Origin of the sequence: uncultured Bradyrhizobium sp. (assembly GCF_947648125.1) — a bacterium.
Lineage (GTDB): Bacteria > Pseudomonadota > Alphaproteobacteria > Rhizobiales > Xanthobacteraceae > Bradyrhizobium.
The window spans coordinates 90562-106336 of the sequence record NZ_CANSMR010000015.1 but is presented as its reverse complement, the minus strand read 5'-3'; the positions used below and the strand labels follow the sequence as shown (position 1 = coordinate 106336).

9 protein-coding genes are annotated in these 15775 nt (G+C 66.2%); 8 read left to right on the top strand and 1 reads right to left on the bottom strand.

What is annotated here, in order from left to right:
• Positions 1-163: 163 nt before the first annotated feature.
• The 7 genes from Q0030_RS24610 to Q0030_RS24580 all read left to right on the top strand — a co-directional run bounded on the left by Q0030_RS24610 (position 164) and on the right by Q0030_RS24580 (position 13380).
• Positions 164-5371 (top strand): alpha-2-macroglobulin, encoded by a 5208-nt coding sequence (locus tag Q0030_RS24610; RefSeq protein WP_298372674.1) that lies wholly within the window; start codon positions 164-166, stop codon positions 5369-5371.
• A gap of 80 nt (positions 5372-5451) precedes the next feature.
• Positions 5452-7560 (top strand): penicillin-binding protein 1C, encoded by a 2109-nt coding sequence (gene pbpC / locus Q0030_RS24605; protein WP_298372672.1) that lies wholly within the window; start codon positions 5452-5454, stop codon positions 7558-7560.
• Between the two features lie 61 nt (positions 7561-7621).
• Positions 7622-9367, top strand: a complete 1746-nt coding sequence (locus Q0030_RS24600; RefSeq protein ID WP_298372670.1) for a glycosyltransferase family 39 protein — start codon at positions 7622-7624, stop codon at positions 9365-9367.
• A gap of 1 nt (position 9368) precedes the next feature.
• Positions 9369-10214, top strand: coding sequence for a phosphatase PAP2 family protein (locus Q0030_RS24595; RefSeq protein ID WP_298372667.1), 846 nt, complete (start codon positions 9369-9371; stop codon positions 10212-10214).
• A gap of 40 nt (positions 10215-10254) precedes the next feature.
• Positions 10255-11034, top strand: coding sequence for a glycosyltransferase family 2 protein (locus Q0030_RS24590; RefSeq protein WP_298372957.1), 780 nt, complete (start codon positions 10255-10257; stop codon positions 11032-11034).
• Positions 11034-11372, top strand: a complete 339-nt coding sequence (locus Q0030_RS24585) for a lipid-A-disaccharide synthase N-terminal domain-containing protein (RefSeq protein WP_298372665.1) — start codon at positions 11034-11036, stop codon at positions 11370-11372. The genes Q0030_RS24590 and Q0030_RS24585 overlap by 1 nt, the downstream gene beginning before the upstream one ends.
• A gap of 265 nt (positions 11373-11637) precedes the next feature.
• On the top strand, positions 11638-13380 hold the full coding sequence (locus Q0030_RS24580) for a M23 family metallopeptidase (protein ID WP_298372662.1): 1743 nt from the start codon (positions 11638-11640) through the stop codon (positions 13378-13380).
• Between the two features lie 18 nt (positions 13381-13398).
• On the opposite strand, the gene Q0030_RS24575 is transcribed toward Q0030_RS24580, so the two are convergent.
• Entirely contained in the window at positions 13399-15081 is a 1683-nt protein-coding gene (locus Q0030_RS24575) for a Na/Pi cotransporter family protein (protein WP_298372659.1), read from the bottom strand.
• A 333-nt stretch (positions 15082-15414) separates the two neighbouring features.
• Between Q0030_RS24575 and Q0030_RS24570 the strand changes: the two genes are divergently transcribed.
• The gene (locus Q0030_RS24570; RefSeq protein ID WP_021079298.1) at positions 15415-15660 is read left to right on the top strand and encodes a PilZ domain-containing protein; all 246 of its coding nucleotides are present in this window, start codon (positions 15415-15417) and stop codon (positions 15658-15660) included.
• The last annotated feature ends 115 nt before the right edge of the window (positions 15661-15775 follow it).

The window sequence follows — 15775 nt, the reverse complement described above, 5'->3', positions numbered from 1 at the left end:
CCGGGCCGGCATCACGCTGCCGCCGGGGCCGGTCGAAGGAATGTCGGCAATGCAATCTGCGACGTTTTCGTCCATTCATGTCAGCGCCTTCACTCGGTCACCTTTTCGCGCATTTTTTAACCCCAACGCGGCGGTCGACCGCGGGGCGTTCAGGAGCTCCATCATGATCGGATTGGTTCGTGCGGTCGCAGTTTGCGCCACGCTGGCGCTCGGCCTGGTGAGCGCCCAGGCCGCCGACAAGGCCTTCAAGCGCGACGATCTCGCCGATTCCGCGATCAAGCTGGAGGCCCAGATCAAGAGCGAGGCGGGCGCCGTCAACAAGTCGGCCGCGACCTTGCGCACCGACGCGGACGCAGCCTTCAAGCGCAATGATTTCCGGGGCGGGCTCACGATCCTCGGCCAGATCGCGGCAACCGCGCCCGAGGACGGCGCCAACTGGCTGCGGCTTGCCAAAACCGTCTTCCAGATCCGGTCGGCCAGCTCCAGCGAACAGACCTTCCTGATGGAGCGCGCCTCCACCGCCGCCTACATCGCCTATCAGCGAGCCGGCAATGCGGGCGAGGAGGCCGATTCGCTGGCCGTGCTCGGCAAGGCGCTCGCGGAGCGCAAGCTGTGGCGTCCGGCGCTCGACGCGCTGCGGCTGTCGCTCGACCTGCGCGAGGTGGCCGATGTGCGGGGCCAGTATGAGAAGATGCGCGACGAGCACGGCTTCCGGCTGCTCGATTATACCGTCGATTCCGATGCAGCCTCGCCGCGGGCCTGCTTCCAGTTCTCCGAGGAACTCGCCAAGCGCGTCGACTTCGCGCCGTATCTCGCGCTGGCCGGCACCGACAAGCCGGCTTTGTCGGCGGAAGGCCAGCAGCTCTGCGTCGACGGGTTGAAGCACGGCGAGCGCTACAACATCAATCTGCGCGCCGGCCTGCCATCGACCGTCAAGGAGACCCTGCCGAAATCAGCCGAGTTCAACATCTATGTCCGCGACCGCAAGCCGTTGGTGCGGTTCACCGGGCGCGCCTATGTGCTGCCGCGGACCGGCCAGCGCGGTATCCCGGTGGTCAGCGTCAACACGCCGGCGGTCACGGTCAACGTGTTCCGGATCGGCGACCGCAACCTCATCAACACCGTGATCGACAGCGACTTCCAGAGCACGCTGAGCCGCTATCAGCTCTCCGATCTCGGCGACCAGCGCGGCGTCAAGGTGTGGTCCGGCGAGCTCGCCACCGCCACCACGCTGAACCAGGACGTCGTGACCGCATTTCCGGTCGACCAGGCGCTCGGCGACCTGCAGCCGGGTGTCTACGTCATGACCGCTGCGGCCAAGGGGCCGGGCAGCGACGACGATGGCACGCTGGCGACGCAATGGTTCATCGTCTCCGACATGGGCCTGTCGGCGTTCTCCGGCAACGACGGTATCCACGTCTTCGTCAACTCGCTGGCCTCGACCGAAGCGGTCGCCAATGCCGAAGTGAAGCTGGTCGCCCGCAACAACGAGATCCTGGCCACCCGCAAGACCGATGCGGCAGGCCATGTGCTGTTCGAGCAGGGGCTGGCGCGCGGCGAGGGCGGATTGTCGCCCGCGCTGCTGACGGTGACGGGCGAGAAGGCCGACTACGCCTTCCTGAGCCTGAAGACCAACGCTTTCGACCTCACCGACCGCGGCGTCGCAGGGCGGGCGACCCCGGCCGGCGCGGACGCCTTCGTCTACGCCGAGCGCGGCGTCTACCGCTCCAACGAGACCGTCTATTTGACCGCGCTGCTGCGCGACGGACAGGGCAACGCCCTGACCGGGACGCCGCTGACCATGGTGATCGAGCGACCCGACGGCGTCGAATTCCGCCGCACCGTGCTGCCCGACCAGGGTGCCGGCGGCCGAATGCTGGCGGTGGCGCTGAACTCCGCGGTGCCGACGGGGACCTGGCGGGCGCGCGTCTTTACCGACCCCAAGGGCTCGTCGGTCGGCGAGACCACCTTCATGGTCGAGGATTACATCCCGGAACGGATCGAATTCGACCTGACCAGCAAGGAGAAAGTGATCAAAGCTGAAGTTCCAGTGGAACTTCAGGTCTCCGGCCATTTCCTCTATGGCGCGCCGGCCTCGGGCCTGCAGCTCGAAGGCGACATGCTGGTCGCACCTAGCGCAGCCGGCCGGCCCGGCTACGCCGGCTACCAGTTCGGCGTCGACGACGAGCAGACCGCGAGCAACGAGCGGACCCCGATCGAGGACCTGCCGGAGGCCGATGCCAATGGCGCGGCCAGCTTCCCGGTCAAGCTCAACAAGGTCCCGGCTTCGACCCGGCCGCAGGAAGCCCAGATCTTCATCCGCATGGCGGAGACCGGCGGCCGTTCGGTCGAGCGCAAGATCGTGCTGCCGGTGGCCCCAGCGGCCTCGCTGATCGGCGTCAAGCCGCTCTTCGGCGACAAGAGCGTGGCCGAGGGCGACAAGGCCGAGTTCGACGTTGTGTTCGTCGCGCCCGACGGCAAGCAGCTGTCGCGCAACGGGCTGCGCTACGAGCTGTTGAAGCTGGAGTCGCGCTATCAATGGTATCGCCAGAACTCGTCCTGGCAGTATGAGCCGGTCAAGTCGACCCGCCGCGTCGCTGATGGCGACGTCAACCTCGCGGCCGACAAGCCGATGCGCCTGACCTTCCAGCCGCAGCCCGGCCGCTACCGGCTCGATGTGAAATCGACCGACGCCGACGGTCCGGTGACCTCGGTGCAGTTCGATGTCGGCTGGTATTCCGACGGCAGCGCAGACACGCCCGATCTGCTCGAAACCTCGATCGACAAGCCGGAATACCAGTCCGGCGACACCATGACGGTGTCGGTCAACGCGCGCACGGCCGGCAAGCTCACGGTCTACGTGCTGGGCGACCGCCTGCTGACGACCCAAAGCTTCGACGTCAAGGAGGGCACCCAGCAGGTCAAGCTTCCGGTCGGCAAGGACTGGGGCACCGGTGCGTATGTCATGACGACGCTGCGCCGTCCGCTCGATGCCGCCGCCGGGCGCATGCCGGGCCGCGCGATCGGGCTGAAATGGTTCGGCATCGACAAGAAGGCACGCACGCTTGCCGTCGAGCTTTCGCCGCTCGCATTGGTGCGGCCGGGCACGACGCTGAAGATCCCGGTCAAGCTCGGCGGGCTCAATCCCGGTGAGGACGCCAAGGTGGTGCTGGCCGCGGTCGATGTCGGCATTCTCAATTTGACCAACTACAAGCCGCCGGCGCCAGATGACTATTATCTCGGTCAGCGCCGCCTGACCGCCGAGATCCGTGATCTCTACGGCCAACTGATCGACGGGATGCAGGGCACGCGCGGCCAGATCCGCAGCGGTGGTGACGCCGCCGGTGCCGAGCTGCAGGGCTCACCGCCGACGCAGAAGCCGCTGGCGCTCTATTCCGGTATCGTCACGGTCGGTCCTGACGGCACCGCCGAGGTGAGCTTCGACATCCCCGAGTTCGCCGGCACGGCGCGGGTGATGGCGGTGGCGTGGAGCGCCACCAAGCTCGGCCGCGCCAACATCGACGTGATCGTGCGCGATCCTGTGGTGGTGACCGCGACGTTGCCGCGCTTCCTGCTGACCGGTGACAAGGGCACCATCAGCATGGATATCGACAACGTCGAAGGCGCCGCCGGCGATTATGCCGTCCGCGTCAAGGCGAGTGGGCCGATCAAGGCCTCCGGCAATCCGACCACGACCGTGAAGCTCGCCGCCAAGCAGCGCACCTCGCTGTCACTCGGCCTCGAGGCCGGCGGCGCGGGGCGCGCCGATTTCGACGTCGACATTTCAGGGCCGAACGGGATGACGCTGGCGCGGCACTATGCGCTCGACGTCAAGCCGGCGACGCAGGTGCTCGCGCGCCGCTCGATCCGTACGCTGGCGAAGGGCGAGAGCTTGACGCTGACCTCGGACATGTTCTCCGATCTGGTGCCGGGCACCGGCAGCGTCTCGATCTCGGCGAGCCTGTCGACCGCGCTCGATGCCGCCAGCATCCTGAAGGCGCTGGACCGCTACCCCTATGGCTGCTCGGAGCAGATCACGAGCCGCGCGCTGCCGCTGCTCTATGTCAACGATCTCGCCGCCGGCGCCCATCTTGCGATGGACACCGCGGTCGACCAGCGCATCCGCGACGCGATCGAGCGTCTGCTGGCACGGCAAGGCTCGAACGGCTCGTTCGGCCTGTGGTCGGCCGGCGGCGACGACGCCTGGCTCGACGCCTACGTCACGGACTTCCTGACCCGCGCCCGCGAAAAGGGCTTTGCGGTGCCGGACGTGCTGTTCAAGAACGCTCTCGACCGCGTCAGGAACTCGGTGGTCAATGCCAACGAGCCGGAGAAGGATGGCGGCCGCGATCTGGCCTACGGCCTCTACGTGCTTGCGCGCAACGGCGCCGCGCCGATCGGCGATCTGCGCTATCTCGCCGATACCAAGCTGAACAACCTGGCGACGCCGATCTCCAAGGCGCAGCTTGCCGCGGCGCTGGCGCTGGTCGGCGACAAGGCGAGGGCCGAGCGGGTCTATGGTGCCGCGCTCGACGCGCTGAACCCCAAACCGGTGCTCGAGTTCGGCCGGGTCGATTACGGCTCGGCGCTGCGTGATGCAGCGGCGCTGGTTTCGCTCGCAGGCGAGGGCAATGCGCCGCGCACCACGCTGACGCAGGCCGTGTTGCGGGTCGAGGCGGCGCGGGGGCTGTCACCCTACACCTCGACGCAGGAGAACGCCTGGATGGTGCTGGCGGCCCGCGCGCTCGCCAGGGAGACGCTGGCGCTCGACATCAACGGCCAGCCGGTCAAGACCGCGGTCTATCGCAGCTACAAGGCCGAGGAGATGACTGGCCAGCCGCTCAAGATCACCAACACCGGCGATGCGCCGGTGCAGGCGGTGGTCTCGGTGTCGGGCTCGCCGGTGACGCCGGAGCCCGCGGCCTCCAACGGCTTCAAGATCGAGCGCAGCTATTTCACGCTCGACGGCAAGCCGGCCGACGTCACCAAGGCGAAACAGAACGACCGCTTCGCGGTTGTCCTGAAGGTGACGGAATCCAAGCCGGAATTCGGTCACATCATGGTCGCCGACTATCTGCCGGCCGGGCTTGAGATCGACAACCCGAACCTAGTGTCGTCGGGCGATTCCGGCACGCTCGAGTGGATCGAGGATGGCGTCGAGCCGAAGAACACCGAGTTCCGCGATGACCGCTTCACCGCGGCGATCGACCGGGGTGCCAACGACAAATCGGTGTTCACCGTCGCCTATGTCGTGCGCGCGGTGTCGCCGGGCAAATACGTGTTGCCGCAGGCCTATGTCGAGGACATGTACAACCCCTCGCGCTACGGTCGCAGCGGCACCGGTGCGGTCGAGGTGAAGCCGGCGAAATGAGTGAGCGGGGGAACCAGCAACAGTCGTCATGCCCGGGCTTGTCCCGGGCATCCACGTCTGCGGCTGCCGCGAAGAAAGACGTGGATGGCCGGGACAAGCCCGGCCATGACGGGCGTGGCAAGCAGCTGGCCCTTCGCATCGTTGCCGCGATGGCCGTCGTACTCGTCGCGATCATCGGTGTGTTCGCCGCCTGGGTCGTGTCGCTCGGGCCTCTGCCACTCGATGGGGCACGGCAGGTCTCCACCACGGTGATCGACCGAAACGGAAAACTGTTGCGGGCCTATGCGATGGCGGATGGACGCTGGCGGCTACCGGTCGATGCGAAGACGTCGGTCGATCCCGGCTATCTGAAGCTGTTGTTCGCCTACGAGGACAAGCGCTTCTACGCCCATCACGGCGTCGATCCGCTAGCGCTGTCGCGTGCCGGCTTCCAGCTCCTCACAAGCGGCCATATCGTCTCGGGCGGTTCGACGATCACGATGCAGCTGGCGCGGCTGATCGAGCCGCGGCAGCAGCGCTCGGTCTACGCCAAGCTGCGGCAGATGGTGCGCGCGGTTGAACTGGAGCGGCAGCTTTCGAAAGACCAGATTCTCGATCTCTACCTCGCGCTGGCGCCGTTCGGCGGCAATCTTGAGGGCGTGCGCGCCGCCTCGATTGCCTATTTCGGCAAGGAGCCGAAGCGGCTCTCGCTCGCCGAAGCCGCATTGCTGGTGGCGTTGCCGCAGTCGCCGGAGCGGCGGCGGCTCGATCGTTATCCGGAAGCTGCGCACGCCGCGCGCGACCGTGTGCTCGACCGCATGGTCGAGGACGGCGCGGTGTCGAAGGACGACGCCGCGCAGGCCCGGGCAACGCCCGTGCCGAAGCTGCGCAAGCAGATCCCGATCCTGGCGCCGCATTCGTCCGATCAGGCGATCGCGACGATGAAGGATGCGCCGGTCATCAAGCTGACGCTGGATGCCACGCTGCAACGGAACCTGGAGGCGCTGGCGCGCGATCGCGCCATCGCGCAGGGGCCTGACGTCTCGGTCGCGATCGTCGTGGTCGACAACGAGACGGGCGACGTGCTCGCGCGCGTCGGCTCGGCGGATTATTTCGACGAGCGGCGCGCCGGGCAGGTCGACATGACGCGCGCGGTGCGCTCGCCGGGCTCGACGCTGAAGCCGTTCATCTATGGCCTCGCCTTCGAGGATGGTTTTGTTCATCCCGACAGCCTGATCGAGGATCGGCCGATCCGGTTCGGCTCCTACGCGCCGGAAAATTTCGACATGACGTTCCAGGGCACGGTGCCGATCCGCAAGGCGCTGCAATTGTCGCTGAACGTGCCGGCGATCGCGCTGCTCGACCGGGTCGGCGCGAGCCGGCTGTCGTCGCGGCTGAAACAGGCCGGCACCAACCTCGTGCTGCCGAAGGACGAGGCACCGGGCCTTGCGATGGGCCTCGGCGGCGTCGGCGTCACGCTGCAGGATCTCGCCCAGCTCTATTCGGGTCTGGCGCGGCTCGGTGCGACAAAGCCGCTGCGCGAGATCATGCAAGCCAATGACAGCCGCGACACGATGCGGCTGATGGATCAGGCCGCGGCCTGGCAGGTCGGCAACGCCCTGCTCGGCACGCCGCCGCCGGAGAACGGCGTGCACAACCGGATCGCGTTCAAGACCGGCACCAGCTACGGCTATCGCGATGCTTGGTCGGTCGGCTTCGACGGCCGCATCACCATCGGGGTCTGGGTCGGCCGCCCGGATGGCGCACCGGTGCCGGGCCTGGTTGGACGCACGGCGGCGGCACCGATCCTGTTCGACGCCTTTGCGCGCACCGGCAAGATCCCGGCGGCGTTGCCGAAGCCGCCGCGGGGCGTGCTGGTCGCCTCCAACGCAAAACTGCCGCCGCCGCTGCGCCGGTTCCGGCCGCTCGGCGAACTGGTCCGCAGCGGCTACGATCAGGCGCCGCACATCCAGTTTCCGCTGAACGGCTCACGCATCGACGTCGATCAATCCGAGGGCGGTCATGCAGCGATGCCGGTCAAGGTCGCCGGCGGGGTGCTGCCGCTGACGGTACTCGTGAACGGTGTGTCAGCCGGGGACATCGACAGCCGGCGGCAGCGCCTGATCGACCCGCCCGGGCCGGGCTTCGCGCGGCTCACCGTCATCGACGCCACGGGGGCAGCGGATACCGTTGTGATCCGCGTGCAATGATCGCGCGGGAAAGCGGAACAGCACGGTTGTTTGCGCTGCGGTTTCATCGTATGCGAAACCCATGGTGGATAGCCTCCAACCCCGGCGCTTCGGAGCAGGGCAACAGTCTGTAAAACCTGCGCATTCGAGCCGCAGGCTGTTCATGGCGTTCGAGTTCGCGACGTCCAGCCAATGGCGTTCGATCCTGTTCCTGACGCTGACTTGCCTGGTGCTGTTCCTGCCGGGCTTCTTCACTATCCCCCCGATCGACCGCGATGAGGTGCGCTTTGCCCAGGCGACCAAGCAGATGGTCGAGAGCGGCGACTTCGTCGACATCCGCTTCCAGGACGACGTCCGCTACAAGAAGCCGGTCGGTATCTATTGGATGCAGGCGGCGGCGCTGAAGACCATCTCAGCGTTCGGTGTGCCGCGCGCCCAGGTCCGCATCTGGGTCTACCGCCTGCCGTCCCTGATCGGCGCCATCGGCGCCGTTTTGCTGACCTATTGGACGGCGCTTGCCTTCGTGACGCGACAGGGGGCGGTGCTGGCTGCCTTGATGATGGCAAGCTGTGTGCTGCTTGGCGTCGAAGCACGGCTCGCCAAGACCGACGCCATGCTGCTGCTGACGGTCGCCGCGGCGATGGGCGCGATGGCGCGGGTGTATCTGTCCTGGCAACGCGGTGAGGACCCGGCGCATCCATCATGGACTCCGCCTGCGATCTTCTGGACGGCGCTGGCGGTCGGCATCCTGCTCAAGGGCCCGTTGATCCTGATGTTCGTCGGCCTTGCCATGGCCGGGCTTGCGATCCTCGATCGATCGGCGGCCTGGTTCTGGCGCATGCGCCCGGTCTGGGGCCTGATGTGGACTCTGGTGCTGGTGCTGCCGTGGTTCGTGTTGATCTTCCTGCGCGCCGGCGAAACCTTCTTTGCCGACTCCGTCGGCGGTGACATGCTGAGCAAGCTCGGCGCACAGGAATCCCACGGCGCGCCGCCCGGGCTCTATCTGCTGCTCTTCTGGATCACGTTCTGGCCCGGCGCGCCCTTGGCCGGCTTGGCGGCGCCAGCGGTATGGCGCGCACGGCGCGAGCCGGGCGCGCAGTTCCTGCTGGCTTGGTTGATCCCGTCCTGGATCGTGTTCGAGGCGGTGCTGACCAAGCTGCCGCATTACGTGCTGCCGCTCTATCCGGCGATCGCGATCCTGACCGTCGGCGCGCTGGAGCGGCGTGTGCTGTCGCGTTCCCCATGGCTGTTGCGCGGCGCCGCCTGGTGGTTCGCCATCCCCGCGTTCGGCGCGGTGCTCGTGATCGTCGGCGCCATCAAGGCAATCCATCAGCCGGTGTTTCCGGCCTGGCCGCTGTTCGCCGTGGCGATGGTGTTCGGCCTGATCGCGTGGTGGATGTTCGAGGATAGCCGCGCCGAGCGCTCGCTGCTCAATGCGGTGATCGCCGCGGCGCTGATGGCAGGTGCCACCTATGGCGTGGTGCTGCCGCGGCTTACCACCGTGTTTCCGAGCCAGGAGGTCGCGCGCGCACTGCGCAACGTGACCTGCGTCGGCCCGAAGGCGGCGGCTGCCGGCTTCCACGAGCCGAGCCTCGTGTTCATGACCGATACATCGACGCTGCTCACCGACGGATCGGGCGCCGCGGATTTCCTGGGGCAGGGCTCCTGCCGCTTCGCGCTGGTCGAACAGCGCTCCGAGCGCGCCTTCGTGCAACGCGCCGAGGCGATCGGCCTGCGCTACAACGCGCCGGTGCGGATCGACGGCTACAACATCTCGCAGGGCAAGGCGGTTTCGATTGCGATCTTCCGTTCCGAAGGGACGGAGTGACATGCCGGCGCCGCCGGCCACCGCGGAGTCCGCCAGCTATTTCGGACGATTGCTGACGCTGGCCTGGCTGTCCTTTGCCCAGCTCGTACGTGCACCGTCGCATTCGCGCCGGTCCGAGGCGGCGCGACGCTCCGCGCGCCACGCGCTCTTGCTCGTCGTCGTCACTGGTGCCGTGATCATCACGCTGATGTATGCGGTCGATGTCGCCGAGATCAGCCTGATGCCGCCACGCGGCACGCCGGGTCTCTGGTGGGTGAAGATACTCACCGATTTCGGCAAGGACGAGTATGTGCTGAGCACGCTTGGCGTGCTGCTGATTGCGGTCGCGGTGGCTGCGCCTGCGCTGCGCGGTGTGCCGCGCGCGACCTTGCTCGGCCTCGGAACGAGGCTGCAATACCTGTTCCTGTCGGTCATGCTGTCGGTGGCGGTGGGCGAACTGATCAAGTGGATCGTCGGCCGCGGGCGACCGTTCGTCGGCGGCAAGGCCAATGCTTTCAACTTCCAGCATTTCGCCGGCACCGAGGCCTATTCGAGCTTTCCGTCGGGACATTCGATCACGGCATTTGCGCTGGCCTTCGCCGTGTCGGCGGTATGGCCACGTGCACGGGGCGTGATGCTGGTCTATGCGCTGATCATCATCGCGACGCGGCTTGTGCTGCTGGCCCATCATCCGAGCGACGTGGTGGCCGGCGCGCTGGTCGGCGTGATCGGCGCAATGGCGGTGCGCTACTGGTTCGCCGCCCGCCGCCTTGGTTTCGCCATTGATCGCGATGGCACCGTGTTGGCGCTGTCAGGACCGTCGGAAGGGCGCCTCAAAAGGGTTGCGAGGAACGCCTTCGCCCCATAAAAGCGGTCGCCCGATGGCCGGATCGGGCGGGTTCCAGCCCCTGCTAACACCAACCAAGAGTGCCGATTTGCCTGCTTCCGACCAGACGCCGGTCGCCGTTTCCATCGTCGTGCCTGTGCGCAACGAGGCCGACAATATCGCGCCGCTGATCGCAGAGATCGCGGCGGCGCTCGACGGACGCTGGGCTTACGAGATCGTCTACGTAAATGACGGCTCGACTGACACAACCGGCGAACGGTTGAGCGCGATCATGGCGCAGCGGCCCAATCTCCGGCAACTCCGCCACACCGTCTCGTCGGGCCAGTCGGCCGCTGTGCGGAGCGGCGTGCGTGCCGCGCGCGGGGCGATCGTGGCAACGCTTGACGGGGACGGCCAGAACGATCCCGCCTTCCTGCCCAACCTGATCGCGGCGATCGAGAGCGGCAATGGCCGGGTCGGCCTCGCCGCGGGCCAGCGCGTCGGACGCAAGGACACCGGCTTCAAGAAGCTGCAATCGCGGATCGCCAACGCCGTCCGCGGCATCATCCTGCGCGACGGCACGCGCGACACCGGGTGTGGCCTGAAGGCGTTTCCGCGCGAGGTGTTTCTGGCGATGCCCTATTTCGACGGGCTGCATCGCTTCCTTCCGGCGCTGGTCCGTCGCGAGGGGCTGGCGATCGCCTATGTCGATGTCGTCGACCGCCCGCGGCATTCCGGCGTGTCGAACTATGGATTCTTCGACCGGCTCTGGATCGGGATCATGGATCTCGGTGGCGTGTGGTGGCTGATCCGCCGAAAGAAGCCGACGCCGGTCGTCACTGAAGTGACCGAGGTGAAGTGATGCTGATTCAGTTCGGCCAGGCGCTGAGCGCCTATTTCTACGACGTGTTCATCGCCAAGTTCGACTTCTGGCTGGCGTTCGGCCTGATCGCGCAATTGTTCTTCACCGCGCGCTTCCTGGTGCAGTGGATTTCCAGCGAGCGCGCCGGCCAGAGCGTGGTGCCGATGGCGTTCTGGTTCTTCTCGATGGGCGGCGGTCTGATGACGCTGATCTACGGGCTCGCCAAGCGCGAGCCTGTCATCATCATCGGGCAGGGCCTCGCGACGCTGATCTACATCCGTAACATCATGCTGATCGTGAAGAACCGCGGCAAGGCGTCGAAGACGCTCGACAGCTGATCCGCGTGGTCGTCAGTGCGACGAGCGGTATGCTGGGCCTCCTCGGCAGTCTCGGCGGATTGCAGCATCGGGCGCCGCTCGGCATCGATTGTGATCGAAACTAAACGACGGTCAAACATTCGCCTCAAGGCGTATGGCATCTACGCTTCGTTGTGGGCGTGGCTGCATCCCGAGACCATGCGCCAAGGGATGCGGGGCGTTGATGACGAGCCGTGGCGAACCGACCAGAGCGCGTAGTTATCCATCGAGCGTCCGTGATGTCCCGATGCTCGACTTGCCGCCGCTGACCGGCGAGCGCGGCCTGCCGGACCGGCGTGCAGTCAGTATCCGCTGGATGGCGGGGACGATTCTGATCGGGGCCGCGGCCGTCGCGCTCCTTGGTGGCGCGCTGCGCGGTGCATTTGGCTATCGCACGCGATTCGCAGCATCGCCGGTCGTTTCTCTTCCGCGCTTCACGGGGCAGGTGGTCGACGAGGCGCGGCGCGGCGATCGTCTGGATCGGAGACCAGGCTCGCAAGGCAGTCCCTCGGCGCTCAAGATCGAGCAGCTGAGCGATGCGGGCTCGGTCCGTCGATTTACCCGCGTGTCGGCGCGGCTCGCGGAGATCGATCCCGAACCACAACAGGACCATCGTTGCGAAGCACCGGCAGACGGCAAGGACGAGCAGCGAGCCAACCCGCAACTACTCTCAGAGTTGCCAGCCATCATCCGGACAGGTCCATCACGCCGCGGGTTGCCGGGCCGCGCCAGTTCCTATGCTGACAGTGAAGATCGGCCGCAGCCGCATTCCCCGATCGGGGAAGCTGTCAACGTAACCAACCTTCCGAAGTCACCTTCCTCGTCTCCTCACCATCGGCATGTCATTATCGCGAGGAGCGGTGACACGCTGTCCGCCATTCTACGAGCGTTGGCCGCGGCAGCGGAGGACGCTCCGGCGATCCTTGCCGCTTTCCCTTCGCCTGGCGGTCAAGAGACGCTGTCCGGTGGCGAGAAGATCACGATCATCGAACAGGGCGGAGACACCGGGTCGCCGCGCGGCCATGTCGCGAAAGTGTCGATCGAACGGCCAGACTCCGGAGTGTCCGCCGTCGGTCGCACCGACAGCGGCCAGTACCAGGCGATCGTGCCAGAACAGCCGGATGTCGCCACGTCGAACGGGAAATTGTTGCTCCAGTCGATCGACACCCACTCGGTCCCCGGCGAGACGCTACGTGACGGCCTCAACGCGCTTGCACGCTCCAATCACGTCGACGAGGGGATCGTTGCAGAACTCATGCGGCTTTGCGGCCGCGATTTCGATCTCGACGAGCCTCTCGGCGCCGCCGACGTCGCCAACATCATCTATGCCCCCAACGACATTGGCCAGCCCGAGCTGGTCTTCATCGACTTGACGGCCGGCGGGCAGGCGCGCCGCTACTATCGCTTCACGGCCCCGGACGACGGCAGCTCCGATTTCTACGATGAGGATGGTCAGTCCATCACCAAATTCCTGTTGCGCAAACCGGTGGTCAGCGGGCGCCTCGGCGACGGCTTTGGCTGGCGCATTCATCCGATCCTCGGCGACCGCCGCTTCCATGAGGGCGTCGATTTTGCGGCGCCCTATGGTTCGCCGATTGCGGCTGCGGGCGCCGGCGTCGTCGAGACCGAAGGCTACGAGCACGGCTACGGGAAATATATCCGCGTGCTGCACGATCGCGGCTATGAGACCACCTACGCCCACGTCGCAAGCTTCCCGCCCGGGCTGAAGATCGGAGATCGCGTTCGTCAGGGCGAGACGATTGCCTATGTCGGATCGACGGGGCTCTCGACGGGGCCGCATCTGTACTATGAGGTGCGGATCAACGGCCGTAACGTCGATCCGCTGCGGATGAAATTGTCAGGCGGCCGGCTGCTGCAAGGCGATCTCCTTGGGGCTTTCGACCGCCAGCGGGACAGCATCAACCAGCTCGCCGCTGCCTCGGCGTTTCCGCATCCGCAGCCTGGCTCCGAACGCCGGCCGCCGACGTAGCCTTGAAAGCAAGTTTGATCATGGCCGCCCGGGCGCCGGAAGTTCGGCCGCATCGACCGCATTCTCGCGATCGGCGGCGGTCTCGCCGGCGGCGTCGAGCACGGGATAGGCGACCGAGCAGATGTGCGAATGGATGCGGCGAAGGTCACGCAGCACGTCGAGATGTAGCGAGGTGGTCTCGATGGTCTCGGGCCGGCCTTCGCGCAGGCGCTCCAGATGGCGCTCGACGGCGGCCAGTTCGGCCGCGCGCAGCGCCGCCTTCTCGGTGAGCAATTTGCGCGCCTCAGCGGCGTCGCCCGACATGAACACGCCGAACGCGAGCCGCAGCGAGTCGATCGCGCGCTTGTGGAATGCCGACAGCTCCTCGGCGCCTTCGGCCGAGAATTGCAGGCGATGCTTGATCTTCTTGGTCGCGAGCTCGCTCAGATTCTTGTCGATAATGTCGCCGATATGCTCGAGATTGATCGCGAATGCGACGATCTCCATGGCGCGCTGACCTTCGCGCTCGTCCAGGCTGCCCCGAGTGAGCTTCGTCACGTAAAGCTTGATCGCCTCGTTCAGCCGGTCGACGGTGTTGTCCATCTTCGACACCTGGTCGACCAGCGCGCGATCGTTGGTCAGCATCGCCGCCATCACCTTGCGCAACATCGCCTCGGTGTGGTCGCCCATATGCAGCACCTCGCGCGCGGCATCGGCCAGTGCGAGCGAAGGCGTCTCCAGCGCGCTCTCGTCGAGATAGCGTGGCCGCGACGGATCGGTTTCCTGCGCCCGCTTGGGCAACAGGCGCTCGAGCAGACGCGCCAGGTGGTCGAGCACGCCGATGAACAGCAGCGCGGTCGCAACGTTGAAGGCAACGTGGAACAGCGCGGTCGCCTTGGCGAGATCCGGCTGCCAGGCGTAGATTTGCTCGGTGATCGGGCGCAGGAACGGCACCACCAGCAGGATGCCGACGACACGGTTGATGAGGTTGCCGACCGGCAGCCGGTAGCTCGCCGGATTGTCGCGCCGCGCACCCTCCATCAGCGGATTGATGGCGCTGCCGAGATTGGCGCCGAGCACGAGCGCGAATGCGGCATAGGGCGAGATGAATTGCGAATAGGCCAGCGACATCACCAGCAGCACGCTGGCGACGCTGGAATGGACCAGCCAGGTCACGACTGCGCCGATCAGGATGCAGAGCACGGGATCGCCGGTGATCGCGTTCAGGAACACGCGCACGCCCGGGGCATTCTCCGCCGGCGCCATCGTATCGAGAAGGATATGCAGCGCGAGCAGCATCAGGCCGAGGCCGATCGAGACGCGGCCGAGATCCTTGATCCGGGAGCGCGGCCCGCTGCGGAATGCGACGAGGCCGGCGATGAACAGCACCGGCGCCACGGCTGCGACGTTGAACGACAGCACCTGCACGATCAGCGTGGTGCCGATATTGGCGCCGAGCATGATCGCAAGCGCCGGCACCAGGCTGACGATCTCCTCGGCAGCGAAGGAACTGGTGATCAGGGCGGTCGCGGTCGAGCTCTGCAGCAGGGCAGTCAGGCCGAGGCCGGCGCCAAGGGCGGTGAAGCGGTTGTTCAGCGCCCGGGCCAGCAACAGCCGCAAATCGGGCCCGAAGGCCCGCAGAATCCCACTGTGGACCATGTGCAGGCCCCACAGCAGGAGCGCAACGCCCCCCATCAGATCAAGCAGAACAAGACTTCCCATACTTCCTGGATATCCCGGCAAATTCGAGTCGAAGGGGTCACGCTATCGCCAAATGACCTGGGATCAACCCCTTTTTGTTCACGTTTGGAACCGGCTGGTGGAAAGAGCCCGTCATGAGAGCGGCCGCCAATTGGGGCGCTGGGGTCAACGGAAACCTGGGGCCGGCCTCACGGTTCAACGGTGACGAGACGCGCCCGGTAAACGAATCTCGAACATGACCGCTCAATTGCGATTGGTTCCGCTAGGCAGTTTCCAATCTTTCCCGGTTATGACGGTGGGAACGAGAAAGTTGTCCAGCCGAGAAGCTATCCAGAAAAGGGCTTGGGGATCAGGATGTTTGTCAATCGCCGCAAGAGCGAACGCCGTGAGTGCCGGAGCGTCGCCAAAATTCAGTTGGGCACAGGGTCGTTGCCACGCGACTGCATGATCACCGATATCTCGGCCGGCGGCGTCAAGGTGATCGCTGAATATCTGGAGATTCCGCCGGAATTCACCATCATTCTGTCGAGCGGCAGTCCGCGTCAGTGCCGCCTGGCCTGGCGGATCGGGCACGAATTCGGCGCCCAGTTCGTCGATTGATCCAGCCGCCAGGCTGGCGGTTCGCGCCGCATCCGGCACCGCTTCTGGGCCGGATGACGGCGAGATGATGGCATCCTTAACCGGAACTTAGGGTTAAGCTGTGAGCATCCCGGAA

Bases quoted from the DNA above. Each gene is read 5' to 3' on its own strand.
- Q0030_RS24610 (WP_298372674.1), top strand. From the start codon at position 164: ATGATCGGATTGGTTCGTGCGGTCGCAGTTTGCGCCACGCTGGCGCTC.
- Q0030_RS24600 (WP_298372670.1), top strand. From the start codon at position 7,622: ATGGTGGATAGCCTCCAACCCCGGCGCTTCGGAGCAGGGCAACAGTCT.
- Q0030_RS24595 (WP_298372667.1), top strand. From the start codon at position 9,369: ATGCCGGCGCCGCCGGCCACCGCGGAGTCCGCCAGCTATTTCGGACGA.
- Q0030_RS24585 (WP_298372665.1), top strand. From the start codon at position 11,034: ATGCTGATTCAGTTCGGCCAGGCGCTGAGCGCCTATTTCTACGACGTG.
- Q0030_RS24580 (WP_298372662.1), top strand. From the start codon at position 11,638: ATGCTCGACTTGCCGCCGCTGACCGGCGAGCGCGGCCTGCCGGACCGG.
- Q0030_RS24575 (WP_298372659.1), bottom strand. From the start codon at position 15,081: ATGGGAAGTCTTGTTCTGCTTGATCTGATGGGGGGCGTTGCGCTCCTG.
- Q0030_RS24570 (WP_021079298.1), top strand. From the start codon at position 15,415: ATGTTTGTCAATCGCCGCAAGAGCGAACGCCGTGAGTGCCGGAGCGTC.